The following is a 16,554-nucleotide window of genomic DNA, read 5'->3' as shown; positions in this document are numbered from 1 at the left end:
ACTGTGCCAGTGAAAAGTGCAGCACCTCCGCCCCGGGTCATCGCCGTCGTCGGACCCACCGCAGCCGGAAAGTCCGATCTGGGGGTGGCCCTCGCCCGGCACTTCGGCGGCGAAGTCGTCAACGCCGACTCGATGCAGCTCTACCGCGGCATGGACATCGGCACCGCCAAGCTCACCTCCGCCGAGCGCCAGGGTGTACCCCATCACCTTCTCGACATCTGGGACGTGACCGAGGCCGCGAGCGTCGCCGAGTACCAGCGGCGCGCACGGGCGGAGATGGACCGCCTGCTGGCCGCGGGCAGTACCCCGGTCCTGGTGGGCGGTTCGGGGCTGTACGTGCGAGGGGCCATCGATGCGCTGGAGTTCCCGGGCACCGATCCGGACGTACGGGCGCGCCTGGAGGCGGAGTTGGAGGAGCGGGGCGCAGGCGCGCTGCATGCCCGCCTTGCGGTCGCCGACCCCGAAGCGGGCCGCGCCATCCTGCCGAGCAACGGGCGGCGCATCGTCCGCGCGCTCGAGGTCATCGAGATCACCGGCCTCCCGTTCACCGCCAACCTTCCCGGCCACGAAGCCGTCTACGACACCGTGCAGATCGGCGTCGACGTCGAACGTCCCGAACTGGACCAGCGGATCGCGCTGCGCGTGGACCGCATGTGGGACGCGGGACTCGTCGAGGAGGTGCGCTCTCTGGAGGCGGCCGGCCTGCGCGAGGGGCGTACGGCCTCACGCGCGCTCGGCTACCAGCAGGTGCTCGCATCGCTCGCTGGGGAGTGCACCGAGGACGACGCCCGGGCCGAGACCGTACGCGCCACCAAGCGCTTCGCGCGCCGCCAGGACTCGTGGTTCCGCCGCGACCCGCGGGTGCACTGGCTCAGCGGGGCGGCCGACCGGCGGCAGGAACTCGTCGGGCAGGCGTTGACGTTGGTCGAACGAGCGGTCACAGCCTGATCACGTGATGGCATCGGGACGCTCAGGGCGTCTTCCGGGCCTCCTTCCGCGTGTCATCATCGACCTTCGATCGAGCCGCGATGTCCGGCGTGATGTCTGAGTTGGGAGGGCGCGTGTCGATGGAGGCGGGCCCTCGCGACAAGCCGTATCCACCGCGCGAGGAGCAGTCGGGCGACTTGGTGCCCCGTGAGCGGGTGCCGGGCGAACCGGTCCAGGACGGGCTCACTCCGGACGGGTTGACGCCGGACGGGCTCAGTCTGGACCAGCTGACGCCGGACGGGCCCGACAGCGGGACCCCGGGCGGCGAGTCCTTCCGTGAACTGCGGCCGCCCGCCCGGCTGCGGATCTGGCAGATCGCCCCGATCGTGGGTCTCGCCGCGGCAGGATCGCTGATGTTCGCGTTCCCGCTCGCCTTCGAATTCGGCGACGGCGGAGCCGTGGTGGCGATGCTCGGTCTGCTCATCAGCAGTTGCGCCGCCGGCTGGGGCATGATGGCCGGCCGCCGTGCCGGTCTCATCTGGCCCGGCTTCCCGCCGCGCGGATCCGGCAAGCGCCCCGACTGGCGCATCGTGGGGCTGTACGCGATCGTCGTGCTGACGATCGCCACCCTCGCGATCTGGCGTGTGGCCCGGCTCCGCTGAACCAGGTCTCCTGACCTCTCGCCGCTCCTCCCTCCCGGGCCTCTGCCCCCCGCAGCGCTTCGCGCTCCGTATGGCCGCCACGGGCCGCCGTACGGACGCGCGCGGCACCGATGGGCTCCCGCGGCGCCCGGACCCGTACGATCGAGGGGTGAGCACTGCGCAGATCCCGTTCTTCAAGGGGCACGGCACCGAGAACGACTTCGTGATCATCCCCGACCCCGACAACGCCCTGGAGCTGTCGGCGGGCGCCGTGGCGCGCCTGTGCGACCGGCGAGCGGGGATCGGCGGCGACGGGCTGCTGCACGTCGTACGGTCCGCCGCGCATCCCGATGCCGCGGGGATGGCCGCGGAGGCCGAGTGGTTCATGGACTACCGCAACAGCGACGGCAGCATCGCCGAGATGTGCGGCAACGGGGTCCGCGTCTTCGCCCGCTATCTCCAGCGCGCCGGACTGGTCGACGAGGGTGACCTGCCGATCGCAACGCGCGCCGGGGTCCGTCATGTGCACATCGCGAAGACCGCCGCCGCACAGGCCGGCACTGGGGCGACCGGTGACATCACCGTCGAGATGGGCAAGGCCGTCCTCCCCGAGGGTGACGTCACGGTCTCCGTAGGGGACCGGAACTGGCCTGCCCGTCACGTCAGCATGGGCAACCCGCACGCGGTGGCCTTCGTCGAGGACCTGGACCACGCGGGCGACCTGTTCACCGCCCCGCCCGTGGAGCCGGCCTCCGCCTATCCGGACGGCACCAACGTGGAGTTCGTCGTCGACCGGGGTCCCGGCCATGTCGCGATGCGCGTCCACGAGCGCGGTTCGGGGGAGACCCGCTCCTGCGGCACCGGCGCCTGCGCCGTCATGGTCGCCGCGGCGCGTCGCGACGGGGCAGACCCGGCCGTGACCGGACGGCCCGTCACCTACACCGTCGACCTCCCGGGCGGCAGCCTGGTCATCTCCGAACACCCCGACGGGCGCATCGAGATGACGGGTCCGGCCGTCCTCGTGGCCGAAGGCCTCATCGAAGCCGACTGGGTCGCAAGGGCTTTCGCCTGAACCTTCGCTCGAACGGGTGGTCCGCCTGGCATGGGACGGGACCGGTTCGGTGGAAGCCGACGGGCTCGGTAGCATCAAGGACCGGCCGGGCGTCGGGCGCAGGCCCGGGTGACGCGAGTCCGCCGGTCGACGCCGCCGGAGGAGCCCATGACCCTAGAGGACCCAACTCCAGGTCATCCCGCCCGCAGGCGCGGCCGCCCACGTATCGAACTCCGCAGGCTCGGCCGTGCCGCCCTGCTCGGGCCCACGCCGAAGGACCGTCTGCCGGACGCGATCGAGCATGTGGCGAAGGTGCACCGCGCGCATCATCCTCGCGCCGACCTCGATCCGCTGCGCCGTGCCTACGTCCTGGCGGAGTCCTCTCACCGCGGTCAGATGCGCAAGAGCGGCGAGCCATACATCACGCATCCGCTTGCGGTCACCCTCATCCTCGCCGAACTCGGCGCCGAGACCACGACCCTGACGGCCTCACTGCTCCACGACACCGTCGAGGACACCGATGTGACGCTGGATCAGGTGTGGAAGGAGTTCGGGGCGGAGGTCGGCTACCTCGTCGACGGGGTCACCAAGCTGGAGAAGGTCGACTACGGCGCCGCCGCGGAGCCCGAGACGTTCCGCAAGATGCTCGTGGCCACCGGCAACGACGTGCGCGTGATGTCCATCAAGCTCGCCGACCGGCTCCACAACATGCGGACCCTCGGCGTCATGCGCCCCGAGAAGCAGGCCAGGATCGCCCGGGTGACGCGGGACGTGCTCATCCCGCTCGCCGAGCGCCTCGGCGTGCAGGCCCTCAAGACCGAGCTCGAGGACCTGGTCTTCGCCATCCTGCACCCCGAGGAGTACCAGCTCACCCGGGCCCTCCTCCTGGACCAGGCGGAGCGCCCCGACCCCCTCCCGGTCATCGCCGAAGACATACGGTCCGTGCTGCGCGAGGCGGGCATCGGGGCCGAAGTCCACGTCAGGCCACGCCACTTGGTGTCGGTCCACCGCGTCCACCGCAAACGCGGCGAGCTGGGGGGCGCCGACCTCGGCAGGGTCCTGGTGCTCGTCTCCGAGGACGCCGACTGCTACGCGGTGCTGGGGGAGTTGCACACCTGCTTCACGCCGGTCATCTCGGAGTTCAAGGACTTCATCGCCGTCCCGAAGTTCAACCTCTACCAGTCCCTGCACACCGGGATCGTCTCCCGTCCCGGCGGCGAGGTCGCCGAAATCCTCATCCGCACGCACCAGATGCACCGGGTGGCCGAGGCCGGAGTGATCGCTCTGGGGAACCCGTACACCTCGACCGCCGACGGCGAGAGCGGCGCAATGGGTGAGGGCGCCCAGGACGGGGAGCGGGTGGACCCCACGCGGCCGGGCTGGCTGTCCCGGCTGCTCGCCTGGCAGCAGTCGGCCCCCGACCCCGACACCTTCTGGAGTTCGCTGCGCGACGACCTCGCTCAGGACGGGGAGATCACGGTCTTCCGCGCGGGCGGTGGCGCCTTCGGGCTTCCGGCGGGCGCGAGTTGCGTGGACGCCGCCTACGCACTGCACGGCGAGGCCGCGCACGCCTGCATCGGCGCCCGCGTCAACGGCCGCTTGGCCGCCCTGTCGACGATGCTCTCCGACGGTGACACCTTGCAGCTCCTCCTGGCCCCGGACGCTGCCGCGGGCCCGTCCCCCGAGTGGCTGGAGCACGCTCGTACACCGGCGGCGCGGATCAGCATCACGCGCTGGATCGCCGCTCACCCCGACGCTCCGCTCGCCGACTCCGTCGCTCCGGCCGAGGCCGCCAGCGGGCCCGGTCCTGTGGCGGAGGCGGCCGGGGAAGTCCCGGGCGACACAAGGGCGGTGGCCGCCGTCCCCGACATGCCCGGTGCGACGGTACGACTCGCGCGCTGCTGTACTCCCGTGCCACCCGACGCCGTCACCGGATTCGCCGTCCGCGGCGGGGCCGTCACCGTGCACCGCACCGAGTGCCCCGCGGTCGCCCGTATGCAGGTCGCGGGACGGCACCCGGTCGGAGTGACCTGGCGCGGCCGCGGCGACGGAACCTCCGGGGACTGCCGCGTGACCCTCCTCGCCGAGGCATTAGGAAGGCCGACACTTCTCGCCGACCTCACGGAGGCCATCGCGATCGAAGGCGCGGCCATCGTCGCGGCCGCGGTGGAGCCGCCGCGCGAGCAGACCGTCCGCCACACCTACACCCTCCAGCTCTCGGACGCCGCGCGGCTGCCGGCCCTGATGCGCGCGATGCTCAAGGTGCCCGGGGTGTACGACGTGACGCGCGCCCAGCGGGCCGTCACCGCCGTACCGCGCAACAGCGCTGAACGCTCGCACAGCCGCTCGTCGCGCAGTTGAGCGCCGGACGGCCCGGGCGCGCTCTTTCGGGTGGGTGCGGCGCGCGGCTCCGCCGGAGGGCCCGGAGGCGCTGATAGCCGTACTGCATGATCCGATCCCCGCATCGCAGGGCACGCAGAGTGGCTTTCGCAGCCGCCGCCATGGCCACCCTCGTCGCAGCCGGGACGCCGGCACCGGCCCCGCTGGGGATCGGCGACCGGCTCTATCCGCACCTCGGGAACCCGGGCTACGACGTCCAGGCGTACGACCTCGCCTTCGACTACTCCGGCAGCAACTCCAAGCCGCTGCAGGCCGTCACGTCGATCGACGCCCGCGCGACGTCCCGGCTCGACGGGTTCAACCTCGACTTCGCCCGCGGCAAGGTGCGGTCCGTCGAGGTCAACGGCAAGCGCGCCCGCTTCCGTAGCGTCGGCGAGGACCTGGTCGTCACGCCGGCCGAACCGATCGCCTCGGGCGCACGGATGCACGTCAACGTCGCGCACACCAGCGACCCCGGCACCGGCGCCGACGGCGGGTGGGTGCGCACCCGGGACGGTTTGGCGATGGCGAACCAGCCGGACGCCGCGCACCGCGTCTTCCCCTCCAACGACCACCCCGCCGACAAGGCGCGCTTCACCTTCCGCATCGTCGCCCCCAAGGACCTCACCGTCGTCGCCGCCGGACTGCCGGTCTCCCGCGACGGGGGCAGCCGGACCACCACCTGGGTGTACCGGAGCGCACACCCCATGGCCACCGAGCTGGCGCAGATCTCCATCGGCCGGTCCGCGGTGCTGCGGCGCAAGGGGCCGCACGGCCTGCCCGTACGGGACGTGGTGCCGACGGCCGACCGCCAGCGCCTGGGCAAGTGGCTGGCGAAGACGCCGGGGCAGATCTCCTGGATGGAGCGGAAGGTCGGCCGCTACCCCTTCGAGGCGTACGGATTGCTGATCGCCGACGCCCAGACCGGCTTCGAGCTGGAGACCCAGACGCTCTCGCTCTTCGAGCGCGGTCTCTTCACGGATACGCGTTTCCCCGAGCCGTACGTCGACTCGGTGATGGTGCACGAGCTGGCCCATCAGTGGTTCGGCAACAGCGTGAGCCCCGCCGAGTGGTCCGACCTCTGGATCAGCGAGGGACACGCCACCTGGTACGAGGCCCTGTACGCGCACGAGGTCTCCCGGGTGTCGCTGACCGAGCGCATGCGCAGGGCATACGCACGGTCCGACGCGTGGCGCACCGAGGGCGGCCCGCCCGCGGCCCCCAAGCCGCCGTCCCCCGGAAAGAAGATCAGCATCTTCCGGCCGATCGTCTACGACGGTGGTGCCCTGGTGCTGTACGCGCTGCGGCAGCGGATCGGGACCAAGGCGTTCGACCGGCTCGAGCGCGCCTGGGCATCCCGCCACCGCCACGGCAACGGCTCGACCGAGGGCTTCATCGCACTCGCCTCGGAGATCTCGGGGCGTGACCAGTCGGCCTTCCTGCGGTCCTGGCTGTACGGGGAGACGACGCCGCCGATGCCCGGGCATACGGACTGGAAGGCCGACCGCTCGACCGCCCGCAAGGCCGGCCACGCGCCCCACCCCGGTCCGCACCAGGCCGGCCGGAAGCCCGGAACGCCCGGAAAACCCGCGTGACGGCCCAGGCGCGCCGTGCGACGATTCCGGTATCGGGAGCACGGCGCCGGGCCGGGGAATCCTCCGGGCCTCCACCGCGTTGAACCCATGAGGATTCCCATCGACGTAAGGATCAAATGACCTCCTCTTCTTCCCCTTCCCAGGACGCTCAGAGCTTCTCCGCAAGCCTTCGGGCCGACGCCCTGATGGAAGAGGACGTCGCCTGGAGCCACGAGATCGACGGGGAGCGTGACGGCGAGCAGTTCGACCGTTCCGACAGGGCCGCGCTGCGCCGTGTCGTGGGCCTTTCCACCGAACTCGAGGACGTCACCGAGGTCGAGTACCGGCAGTTGCGCCTGGAGCGTGTGGTGCTGGTCGGCGTCTGGACGTCCGGCACGATGCAGGACGCGGAGAACTCGCTCTCGGAGCTGGCCGCACTCGCCGAGACCGCCGGTGCGCAGGTCCTCGACGGCGTGATCCAGCGCCGTGACAAGCCCGACCCGGCCACGTACATCGGCTCGGGCAAGGCCCAGGAGCTGCGCGACATCGTGATCGATACCGGGGCGGACACCGTGGTGTGCGACGGTGAGCTCACCCCGGGCCAGCTGATCCATCTCGAGGATGTCGTCAAGGTCAAGGTGGTCGACAGGACCGCGCTGATCCTCGACATCTTCGCCCAGCACGCCAAGTCCCGAGAGGGCAAGGCGCAGGTCTCGCTCGCGCAGATGCAGTACATGCTGCCGCGGCTGCGTGGATGGGGTCAGTCGCTGTCCCGGCAGATGGGTGGCGGTGGCTCCGGATCCTCGGGCGGAGGTATGGCCACCCGTGGTCCCGGTGAGACCAAGATCGAGACGGACCGGCGGCGGATCCGCGAGAAGATGGCCAAGATGCGCCGGGAGATCGCGGAGATGAAGACCGGCCGCGACATCAAGCGGCAGGAGCGCCGGCGGAACAAGGTCCCCTCGGTCGCCATCGCCGGATACACCAACGCGGGTAAGTCCTCGCTGCTCAACCGTCTGACGGGCGCCGGCGTGCTCGTGGAGAACGCACTGTTCGCCACCCTGGACCCGACGGTACGGCGGGCCGAGACGCCCAGTGGGCGGCTCTACACCCTCGTCGACACGGTCGGGTTCGTACGGCACCTGCCGCACCACCTGGTCGAGGCGTTCCGCTCCACGATGGAGGAGGTCGGTGACGCCGATCTGATCCTGCACGTGGTGGACGGATCGCACCCGGCCCCGGAGGAGCAGCTCGCCGCTGTCCGCGAGGTGATCCGCGATGTGGGCGCGGTCGACGTGCCCGAGATCGTGGTGATCAACAAGGCGGACGCGTCGGACCCGCTCGTACTGCAGCGTCTGCTGCGGATGGAGCCGCGTGCGATCGCGGTGTCGGCCCGCACCGGGCGGAACGTCGAGCAGCTCCAGGCGCTCATCGACGAACAGCTCCCGCGGCCTCGGGTCGAGGTGGAGGTGCTCGTGCCGTACACGCACGGCCAGCTCGTCTCGCGGGCACACGCCGACGGTGAGGTGATCTCCGAGGAGCACACCCCGGAGGGCACCCTGCTCAAGGCGCGGGTCCACGAGGAACTGGCGGCGGAACTCCGGCCGTTCGCCCCTGCGGGGCAGAGCTGACCGCTCCTCGGGCGAAGCTCTGTCCGACTGCTTCGATGACGGACCGACCGTGCGCCGTCAGGCAGCGGGAACCGGGCATCGAGGACCCGAAATCCGAGGACCCGAGGTCGGAGGTCCGAGGTCCGAGGTCCGAGGTCAAAATGTCCCAGACCTCGAAGTGCGAGATCGTGAAGACCGAGGCCCGCCCCACCGTTCGGTGGGGCGGGCCTCGTCGTGTGTGCCCGGCCGCGTTGTGAGCGCGCGGCCGGTGTGCGGTGTCCGGGGACGGCTGCGCCGTGCCCGTCGACGGTGGCGTCCGCCGTCGCCCGCCTTGCGCAAGTGCGGCTACTGTCCGGCGAACTTCCGGCTCACTGCCTCGAACATCTTCTTCGCCTCGGGTCCCAGATGCGGACCGGCCAGCCACTTGGCCGGGCGCGGGCCGATGGAGGTGTTGGAGACCAGCGCGGGCTTGCCGTCCGTGCCGTTGGCGAACCAGCCGCCGCCCGACGCGCCGCCGGTCATGGTGCAGCCGATGCGGTACATCGTCGGCTGCGACGAGGCCAGCGAGAAGCGGCCCGGCCTGTCGACACAGGAGAACATCTTGGCGCCGTCGTACGGCGGTGCCGCCGGGTAGCCCCAAGCGCCCATGCTGTCGATGCTCTTGACCGCCGGGGCGTTGAACTCGACCGACAGCGCGGCGCCGACGGTCTCCTCCAGCGACTTGCCGCCGCTGCCCTTCTCCGGCTTCACATGCAGGACGGCGTAGTCGTACGGAGCGCCGTTACCGCCGGTCTCGGTCCCCTCGGAGATCCACTGCTGTGACGTGGAAGCCCAGTTGGCCCAGTAGACCCCGTACGGCGCGACTTCCTCCCGCGGCGTGGCCTTGAGGCCCTCGGCGGGGACGCCGTTGTCGTTGAAGGACGGGACGAAGGCGATGTTGCGGTACCAGCCGCCGCTCTTCCCCGCGTGGACACAGTGCCCCGCCGTCCAGACGAGATTGGACTTCCCCGGGTTCGCCGGATCCTTCACCACCGTGGCCGAGCAGACCATCGAGCCCTGAGGACCGTCGAAGAAGACCTTGCCGACCGGGGCCGCGTTGTCGTGGTACGGCGTACTGACGCCCTTGGCCTGGACGGGTTGCGGCTCCGGGTCGGTGACGCCCTGGTCACCCGAGACGTCGGCGGGAACCGTCTTCTCCGGCTCTTCCGCCTCCTTCATCCGCTCGGGCTTCCACAGATCCTCGATGACCGGGTTGACGAAGTCACCGGCCTCGCGCAGCCAGTCGTCTCTCTTCCAGTTCTTCCACTCGCCGTTCTTCCACTTGTCCACATCGACGCCCAGTTCCCTGAGGCGCTCCTCGAAGTTGGGCAGGGAGACGTCCTGCCGGTCCCGCGAGGTCGCGGACGCGCCGGGGTTGGGGCTCGCGCCGTCCTCCGACGCGCCGCACGCTGTCGCGGTGACCGCCAGAACGGCGGTCAGAGCAACCGCGGCAGCGGCAGAGCCGCGGACTCGAAGCGCACTCCGCCCGGAGCGCCGGGAAACTGGCGGGCGTATCGATGGCATGGGCGGAACTCCCCCGTGTATTCGATCCTGCGATGGACTTGTCATGCACGCCGACGAGAGGCGCAGGCTCCCACTATGCCGGTGCCCTGGGGGACGGCGCCGGGCGGGTCCGCGGTTCCCCGGCGGCTTCCGGGCGCCCGAGGAACTCCCGTTCGCCCGTGATCCGTTGCCCTCGACGTCGTTGGTACGTACGGGGGGCAGCGGGGGAGCGTTCAGCGCGTTGAGGAGGATCGACGAGACGTGGCCGTGACCCAGCCGCCGACGACACCAGGCGTTCTTCCGGCCGATGAGGCTGCCGAGGGCAGCATGCGACGGGAGTCGCTGCCCGAATCCACAGCCTGTACCGACGCGTGCTCGCTGCCGATCGTGCCGGTCCGGGCCCGTGGGCTGACGATCGAGGGCGCCGACGGGAAGCGCTATCTCGACTGCCTTTCGGGAGCGGGGTCGTTGGCGCTGGGGCACAACCACCCGGTGGTCCTCGAGGCCATCCGTTCCGTCCTCGACTCCGGCGCCCCGCTGCACGTCATGGACCTGGCGACGCCGGTCGAGGACGACTTCACCACGGAGCTGCTCCGGACCCTGCCCCGACCGCTCGCCGAACGGGGACGGGTACGGTTCTGCGGACCGGCCGGTACCGACGCGGTGGGGGCCGCCCTCGACCTTGTGTGCTCCGCGACCGGTCGCAGTGGGCTGTTCGCCTTTTCCGCCGCAGCACGCGGTGATTCCTCGAGTGAAACCGATCCCCGCGAGCGCGTACCCGCGCCACGGGTGACGCGTCTGCCTTATCCCAGCGGGGTCCCCTGCCCGTCCGGAAACGGGGACCAGGGTGGTGCACGGCCGCTCGCAGCCTGGTCCGAGGACGCGGTCGTCACAGACCTGCTCGACCCTTCGCGCCGAGGCGCGCAGCCTCCGGCAGGGGTGATCGTCGAACCGGTCCAGGGTGAGGGTGAGTTGGTGCCTGTCCCCGACGAGTGGCTGCGCAGGATGCGTCATCTCACTGCCGCCCGCGGCATCCCGTTCGTCGTGGACGAGATGCAGACCGGCGTCGGTCGGACCGGGAGCTTCTGGGCCGTCGAACGGAGCGGGGTCGTGCCGGATGTGATGGTCCTGTCCGCGGCCATCGGCGGCAGCTTGCCGTTGGCGGTGATGGTCTACCGCGACGATCTCGATCCCGGGCATCCGGGCGCGAGCGCGGGAGCCTTCCGCGGCAATCAACTCGCCCTGGCCGCCGGCGCGGCCACCTTGGCCCATGTACGCGAGCAACGGCTGGCCGAACGCGCGGCAGCACTCGGCGAACGCATGATCCGTCAGCTGCGAGCCCTCGCGGCACAGCAGCCGTCCATCGCGGACGTGCGAGGACGAGGGCTCATGATCGGCGTAGAGCTGAGTGACCCGGAGAGCACGGCCCCCGCTGAGGGAGCTCCGAGCGGTATTGGAGATCGAGCGTCGTCCACGCTCGCTGCAGCGGTCCGGAAGGAGTGTCTGCGACGGGGATTGATCGTCGGTATCGGAGGCCGGCGCTCCGGCGTCGTCCGCCTTCTGCCACCGCTCACGATCAGCGACGAGCAGGCCGACGCCGTGCTCGACCGGCTCAGTGACGCCATCGGCGCCGCCGTCAGGGCCGCTGAGCGGAACGGTCAAGGGCGGCGCGGGCGGACGGGAAGCGGCCCGGCAGGGCAGGCCGAGGGCACCGATAGTGCCGATAGCGCTGCGGACGCGGCCCGGTGATGACGGGCCAACGGGGGGACGTTGCGCAGTCGTTGCTGCTTGCGCCGCCACGACGGACCGCTGGCGTCGGAGAACGGATACCCGGGCCCGCCCACCCGCGTCTCGCCCCCTGCTCATAGCCGAAGGAGGAAGGCGCCGTTGCCATGGCCTCAGCGCCTGGAGCAGCACGCCGATCAGACCATGGACCCACTTCAGGGCCCCACGGCCGCAGCCCTCACCATCGAGCCCACCGTGCCGAGCCAGGCAGGCCCAGCGCCGGTCCAAGCGGTCGTCCGCGACCCGCTGGACCAGCCCGATGCCTTCGCTGCGGCCGACGCCGCTGCGGTCGAGAACCTCCTGCGCTGCTGGACGCGGGAGAACGCCACACCACCCCCGGACGGTGACGTCCTGAGGATCCCTCTTCATGCCAGCGGTGTCGCACTGCTCGCCCTTGTCCGCTACTGGTCCGCCACCGGATGGCACCGCTTCGGCGCGCCGGTTCTCGAGAACGGGCCACCTGGCGCACCTGCTGTCGACGCCGTGACCCTTGCGGCCCTTCTGGGCCGAGAGGCGGCCCACGGCTTCCCGGGCGGTCCGGGGACCGACAGCACCGAACTCGTCGGCAGAGTGGCCGACTCCGTGTACCGCACGGCCGGGTTCATCGCAGACCGCCGGAGCCGTCCCGCTCTGTCCGTCACCGGCCATCAATTCCTGGACTCCGAGCAGTCCCTCGTCCTCGGGCATCCGCTCCACCCCACTCCCAAAAGCCGGCAAGGGCTCTCCGATGCCGAATCCCACGCCTACTCACCCGAGTTGAGCGGCTCCTTCCCCCTGCACTGGATGGCCGTCGACCGCGCCGTACTGGCGGGTGACTCGGCCTGGACCGAGCGCGGGCGGCCCGTACCGGTCGAATGCCTCGTAGGCAGCCTGGCCGACGGCGACCTGCAACTGCCTGACGGCACTGTTCCGTTGCCGCTCCACCCCTGGCAGGCCCGCGACGTCAAGCGGCGACCCGCCGTTGCCGAACTCCTCGATGCCCGGCTCCTGTACGACCTCGGCCCCCATGGCGAGCCGTGGTACCCCACCTCCTCCGTACGGACGGTTCACCAGCCCGGGACCGCCGCGATGCTGAAGCTCTCACTTGGGCTGCGCATCACCAACTCCCGCCGCGAGAACCTCCGCAAGGAACTGCAGCGTGGTGTCGAAGTGCACCGCCTGCTCCGGGCCGGACTCGGACGGCAGTGGCGAAGCACCCACCCTTGCTTCGACATCGTTCGCGACCCCGCGTGGATCGCCGTGACCGCAGCGGACGGCACGTCCCTGACGGGCCTGGACGCGGTCATCCGGCACAACCCCTTCGGACCGGAAGACGACGTCCTGTGCATCGCGGCCCTGACGTCTCCCCGGCCCTGGCCCGGGGCGGAAGCCTGCGGCGTCCCCCTGATGCGATCCCGTCTCGCCGACATCGTGTCCCGCCTGGCGGCCGACACGGGCCGCTCCTCGGCCGCGGTGTCCGCCGAGTGGTTCCTGCGCTACCTCGAGACCGTGGTTCGTCCGGTCCTCTGGCTCGACGGCACGGCCGGTGTCGCGCTCGAGGCGCACCAGCAGAACTCGCTGGTGCTCCTGGACGCCGACGGCTGGCCGGTCGGCGGACGCTACCGCGACAACCAGGGCTACTACTTCCGCGAGTCCCACCGGGACGCACTCGACCGGATGCTGCCCGGTATCGGTGTCGAGAGCGACACGTTCGTCTCCGACGCGGTCACCGACGAACGCTTCGCCTACTACCTCGGCATCAACAATGTGCTCGGCATGATCGGAGCCTTCGGCTCCCAACGCCTCGCCGACGAGGGCCTTCTGCTCGCCGCCTTCCGCCGGTTCCTCTCCGACGCCGCCGTCGGCAGCAACGGGACCGGCTCACCCCTGCCGGCTCTCCTTCTTGATTCCCCCACACTCCGCTGCAAGGCGAACCTCCTCACCCGACTGCAAGGCCTCGACGAGCTGGTCGGTCCCGTAGACACCCAGTCCGTGTATGTCACCATCCCCAACCCCCTTGCCACTGCTGCGGCATGACTCCGAAACCGATGAGACCGAGGACTCCCACGCGATCCATGAGGCTCACGCCACCCACGCCGTTCATGCCGTCCACCACGCACACCACGAGCCCCGCAAGACTGACGAGCCCCACGAGCCCCACAAGACTGACGAGCTCCACGAGACCGACGAGAGGAGAGCGTTGTCGTGCCGTCCGCGGATTCCAGCACCGATCAGAGCCCCAGCTCCAGCACCGACGAAACCCTCGACCTGCAACTGCGCGACGAACTCGCCGCGCTGATCGCCGAGGAGCGCGCCGTCCTGGCGCATACGGAACTGAGATCCGGCACCCCTCCCCGAACGCGACCGCCGTGGGTCGGCCCCGATCTGCTCGACGATGTCTCCACCTGGGCACCCGCTCCGAACGGATCACGCCCCTTCCGGCTCTTCCCCGTCCGGATCGACCGCGATCTGGCGCTCATCTCCCGATGGATGAACGACCCGGCCGTTGCCGCTTTCTGGGACCTCGCAGGCCCCGACGAGATCGCCGCCGCCCACCTACGTGCCCAAATCGAGGGCGACGGCCGGAGTGTGCCCTGCCTGGGCGTCCTCGACGGCACACCCATGAGCTATTGGGAGGTCTACCGCGCCGACCTCGATCCGGTCGCACGCCACTATGCGGCGCGCCCGCACGACACCGGGCTCCATCTGCTCATCGGTGCCGTCGGCGACCGCGGCCGAGGCTTCGGCACCGGCCTTCTGCGCACCGTGTCCGACCTCGTCCTCGACCATCGCCCGTCCTGTACCCGGGTGATCGCGGAGCCCGACATCCGCAACACCCCGTCCATTGCGGCGTTTCTGGGCGCCGGCTTCCGCTTCCACGCCGAGCTCGAGCTGCCCGGCAAGCGGGCCGCGCTGATGGTTCGCGACCGTCTTCACCGCAACCTCCTCTGACCCGGGCCTCTCGGCCCGCTGCTTCCCCCACTGCTCTCTCTACACCGTTCGGCCCGATCCGGTTCCGCCCCCGATTCCCCCGCTGAGGGCGGGCGGACGGGCCCGGGGCCCGCCCCGCGTCACCCTCGGGCCCCATGCTCCGGGCCCGCCTTTCGCCCCACCCGTCACTCAACTCGCCCGTCACTCAACTCCCCGGCACTCAACCCCCCCGTCACTCAGGCCCGCCCACGCTCACTCAGCCCCACACCCCGCCCGGGTCCCCCCCGCCTGGCTCCCCCCCCGTCCATCCCCAGCCCGCCCCGTTCCGCCCGAGGAGCCCAGACCTTGCGCCCGTCACTCCAGCAGCACGCTGATGCCTGGCACCGAGCATCCCGCCGTCTCTTCGCCAAGATGCTGGCCGAGTTCGCGTACGAAGGGGTGATCACGCCGGAGCCCGACGGTGCGGATCCGCTCGCCTACCGGCTCCCCGTGAACGACTCGGTCACCTATCGCTTCAGCGCTCGTCGAGGCGCCTACGAACACTGGCGCGTCGATCCCGAATCCATCGCGCCGACCGCAGACCCCCTCCAGTTCGTCGCGCAGGCCCACGACACCGTCCTGGGCCTGACCGGCGACACCACAGGCCACCTCATCCGCGAACTGACGGCCACACTCGCCGCCGACACCCGGCTGGCTGCCACGGCCGTGAGCGTCGCCGACCTCGCCGACCTCGGCTACGCGGATCTCGAAGGGCACCAGAGCGGCCACCCGTGGATCGTGGTCAACAAGGGCCGTATGGGCTTCTCCGCGTCCGACGCCGCGCGTTGGGCGCCCGAGGCCCGTACCCCGCAGCGTCTGCCCTGGATCGCCGTCCACCGCGACGCGGCCCGCTACCGGGGTGTCCCCGCGCTCGCCACCCCGGACCGGCTCTATGCCGAGGAGCTCTCACCCGGCATCCGCCAAGCCTTCGACCGCACGGTCGCGGAGCGCCGTCGCGATCCCGCCGACTACCTGTACCTGCCCGTGCACCCCTGGCAGTGGGACGAATGCGTCGCCACTCTCTTCGCCCCCCAGATCGCCGAAGGAACGATCATCCTGCTCCCGGAGGACGAGGATCTCCGGCTGCCGCAGCAGTCCATCCGTACGTTCCTCAACACCACTCGGCCACGCGCTCGTACCGTCAAGCTGCCGCTCTCCGTCCTCAACACCCTGGTGTGGAGGGGGCTGCCCACCGAACGCACACGGGTCGCGCCGGCCGTCACCGGATGGGTGCACGGCCTGCGGGACGCCGACCCGTTCCTGAGGGACGAGGCCCGCGTCGTACTGCTCGGCGAGACTGCCTCCGTCACGGTCGAGCACCCGCTGTACGACCGCCTGCCCGGCGTCCCGTACCAGTACCGTGAACTCCTCGGCTGCATCTGGCGCGAGCCTCTGGCCGCCCACCTCGACGCGGGCGAGCGGGCGCGCACCCTCGCCTCCCTCCTCCTGACGGACCCGCAGGGCCACTCGTTCACGGCCGAACTCGTCCGCCGTTCCGGGCTCGCACCCACCGTCTGGCTGCGCCGCCTCTTCGCCGCCCTCCTGCCGGCGCTGCTGCGCTTCCTCTACCGGTACGGCACCGTCTTCTCGCCGCACGGGGAGAACGCCATCGTCGTCTTCGACGAGCACGACGTCCCCGTCCGCCTGGCGATGAAGGACTTCGTCGACGACGTGAACATCAGCGCCGAGCCGCTTCCCGAGCTGGAGGACATGCCCGAGGACGTACGGTCGGTGCTGCTCACCGAGCCGCCCGGATTCCTCACCCAGTTCATCCACTCCGGCCTGTTCGTCGGCGTCTTCCGGTACCTCGCGCCGGTCTGCGCCGAGCACCTGGGCGTCCCCGAGACCGCGTTCTGGTCACTCGTACGGGCCGAGATCCTCGCCCATCACGCGCGCTTCCCCGAGCTGAAGGACCGCTTCGAGACCTTCGACCTCCTCACCCCCCGTATCGAGCGGCTCTGTCTCAACCGCAACCGTCTGCATCTCGACGGCTACCGCGACCGGCCCGAGCGGCCTCACGCCGCCGTCCACGGCACCGTTCCGAACCCCCTCCACCAGCCGTGACGGACGCGTTGTCAGTGCCGCCCCGTAGGGTG

General features: G+C 70.9%; 11 protein-coding genes. 10 read left to right on the top strand and 1 reads right to left on the bottom strand.

Annotated features, from left to right (window positions below):
- Positions 1 to 9: 9 nt before the first annotated feature.
- The 6 genes from miaA to hflX all read left to right on the top strand — a co-directional run bounded on the left by miaA (position 10) and on the right by hflX (position 8,203).
- Positions 10 to 948 (top strand): tRNA (adenosine(37)-N6)-dimethylallyltransferase MiaA, encoded by a 939-nt coding sequence (gene miaA / locus ACGFNH_RS31305; protein WP_393659539.1) that lies wholly within the window; start codon positions 10 to 12, stop codon positions 946 to 948.
- 119 nt (positions 949 to 1,067) lie between these two features.
- Entirely contained in the window at positions 1,068 to 1,589 is a 522-nt protein-coding gene (locus ACGFNH_RS31300; RefSeq protein ID WP_393659634.1) for a hypothetical protein, read from the top strand.
- 148 nt (positions 1,590 to 1,737) lie between these two features.
- A complete protein-coding gene (dapF, locus tag ACGFNH_RS31295) occupies positions 1,738 to 2,640 on the top strand; it encodes a diaminopimelate epimerase (RefSeq protein WP_393659537.1) in 903 nt (300 codons plus the stop codon).
- A gap of 147 nt (positions 2,641 to 2,787) precedes the next feature.
- Entirely contained in the window at positions 2,788 to 4,980 is a 2,193-nt protein-coding gene (locus ACGFNH_RS31290; protein ID WP_393659535.1) for a RelA/SpoT family protein, read from the top strand.
- A gap of 86 nt (positions 4,981 to 5,066) precedes the next feature.
- Positions 5,067 to 6,593, top strand: a complete 1,527-nt coding sequence (locus tag ACGFNH_RS31285) for a M1 family metallopeptidase (protein ID WP_393659533.1) — start codon at positions 5,067 to 5,069, stop codon at positions 6,591 to 6,593.
- A gap of 116 nt (positions 6,594 to 6,709) precedes the next feature.
- Positions 6,710 to 8,203, top strand: a complete 1,494-nt coding sequence (hflX, locus tag ACGFNH_RS31280; RefSeq protein WP_393659531.1) for a GTPase HflX — start codon at positions 6,710 to 6,712, stop codon at positions 8,201 to 8,203.
- Between the two features lie 324 nt (positions 8,204 to 8,527).
- Here hflX and ACGFNH_RS31275 read toward each other — a convergent pair whose 3' ends face one another.
- Positions 8,528 to 9,745, bottom strand: coding sequence for a trypsin-like serine peptidase (locus ACGFNH_RS31275; protein WP_393659529.1), 1,218 nt, complete (start codon positions 9,743 to 9,745; stop codon positions 8,528 to 8,530).
- Between the two features lie 240 nt (positions 9,746 to 9,985).
- On the opposite strand from ACGFNH_RS31275, the gene ACGFNH_RS31270 reads away from it, so the two are divergent.
- The 4 genes from ACGFNH_RS31270 to ACGFNH_RS31255 all read left to right on the top strand — a co-directional run bounded on the left by ACGFNH_RS31270 (position 9,986) and on the right by ACGFNH_RS31255 (position 16,522).
- On the top strand, positions 9,986 to 11,473 hold the full coding sequence (locus ACGFNH_RS31270) for an aminotransferase class III-fold pyridoxal phosphate-dependent enzyme (protein WP_393659527.1): 1,488 nt from the start codon (positions 9,986 to 9,988) through the stop codon (positions 11,471 to 11,473).
- A gap of 180 nt (positions 11,474 to 11,653) precedes the next feature.
- A complete protein-coding gene (locus ACGFNH_RS31265; RefSeq protein ID WP_393659633.1) occupies positions 11,654 to 13,525 on the top strand; it encodes an IucA/IucC family protein in 1,872 nt (623 codons plus the stop codon).
- A gap of 168 nt (positions 13,526 to 13,693) precedes the next feature.
- Positions 13,694 to 14,440 (top strand): GNAT family N-acetyltransferase, encoded by a 747-nt coding sequence (locus ACGFNH_RS31260; RefSeq protein ID WP_393659525.1) that lies wholly within the window; start codon positions 13,694 to 13,696, stop codon positions 14,438 to 14,440.
- Between the two features lie 324 nt (positions 14,441 to 14,764).
- On the top strand, positions 14,765 to 16,522 hold the full coding sequence (locus ACGFNH_RS31255; RefSeq protein WP_393659524.1) for an IucA/IucC family protein: 1,758 nt from the start codon (positions 14,765 to 14,767) through the stop codon (positions 16,520 to 16,522).
- Positions 16,523 to 16,554 lie beyond the last annotated feature (32 nt).

The organism is Streptomyces sp. NPDC048639 (assembly GCF_043199075.1).
In the GTDB taxonomy this organism is placed as follows: Bacteria; Actinomycetota; Actinomycetes; order Streptomycetales; family Streptomycetaceae; genus Streptomyces.
Note: the sequence above shows the minus strand (reverse complement) of the source record. Positions and strands in the feature narration are given on the sequence as shown.

Excerpts from the sequence above, each read along its gene's own strand:
- ACGFNH_RS31300 (WP_393659634.1), top strand. The coding sequence starts at position 1,068 with ATGGAGGCGGGCCCTCGCGACAAGCCGTATCCACCGCGCGAGGAGCAG.
- ACGFNH_RS31290 (WP_393659535.1), top strand. The coding sequence starts at position 2,788 with ATGACCCTAGAGGACCCAACTCCAGGTCATCCCGCCCGCAGGCGCGGC.
- ACGFNH_RS31285 (WP_393659533.1), top strand. The coding sequence starts at position 5,067 with ATGATCCGATCCCCGCATCGCAGGGCACGCAGAGTGGCTTTCGCAGCC.
- hflX (WP_393659531.1), top strand. The coding sequence starts at position 6,710 with ATGACCTCCTCTTCTTCCCCTTCCCAGGACGCTCAGAGCTTCTCCGCA.
- ACGFNH_RS31275 (WP_393659529.1), bottom strand. The coding sequence starts at position 9,745 with ATGCCATCGATACGCCCGCCAGTTTCCCGGCGCTCCGGGCGGAGTGCG.
- ACGFNH_RS31265 (WP_393659633.1), top strand. The coding sequence starts at position 11,654 with ATGGACCCACTTCAGGGCCCCACGGCCGCAGCCCTCACCATCGAGCCC.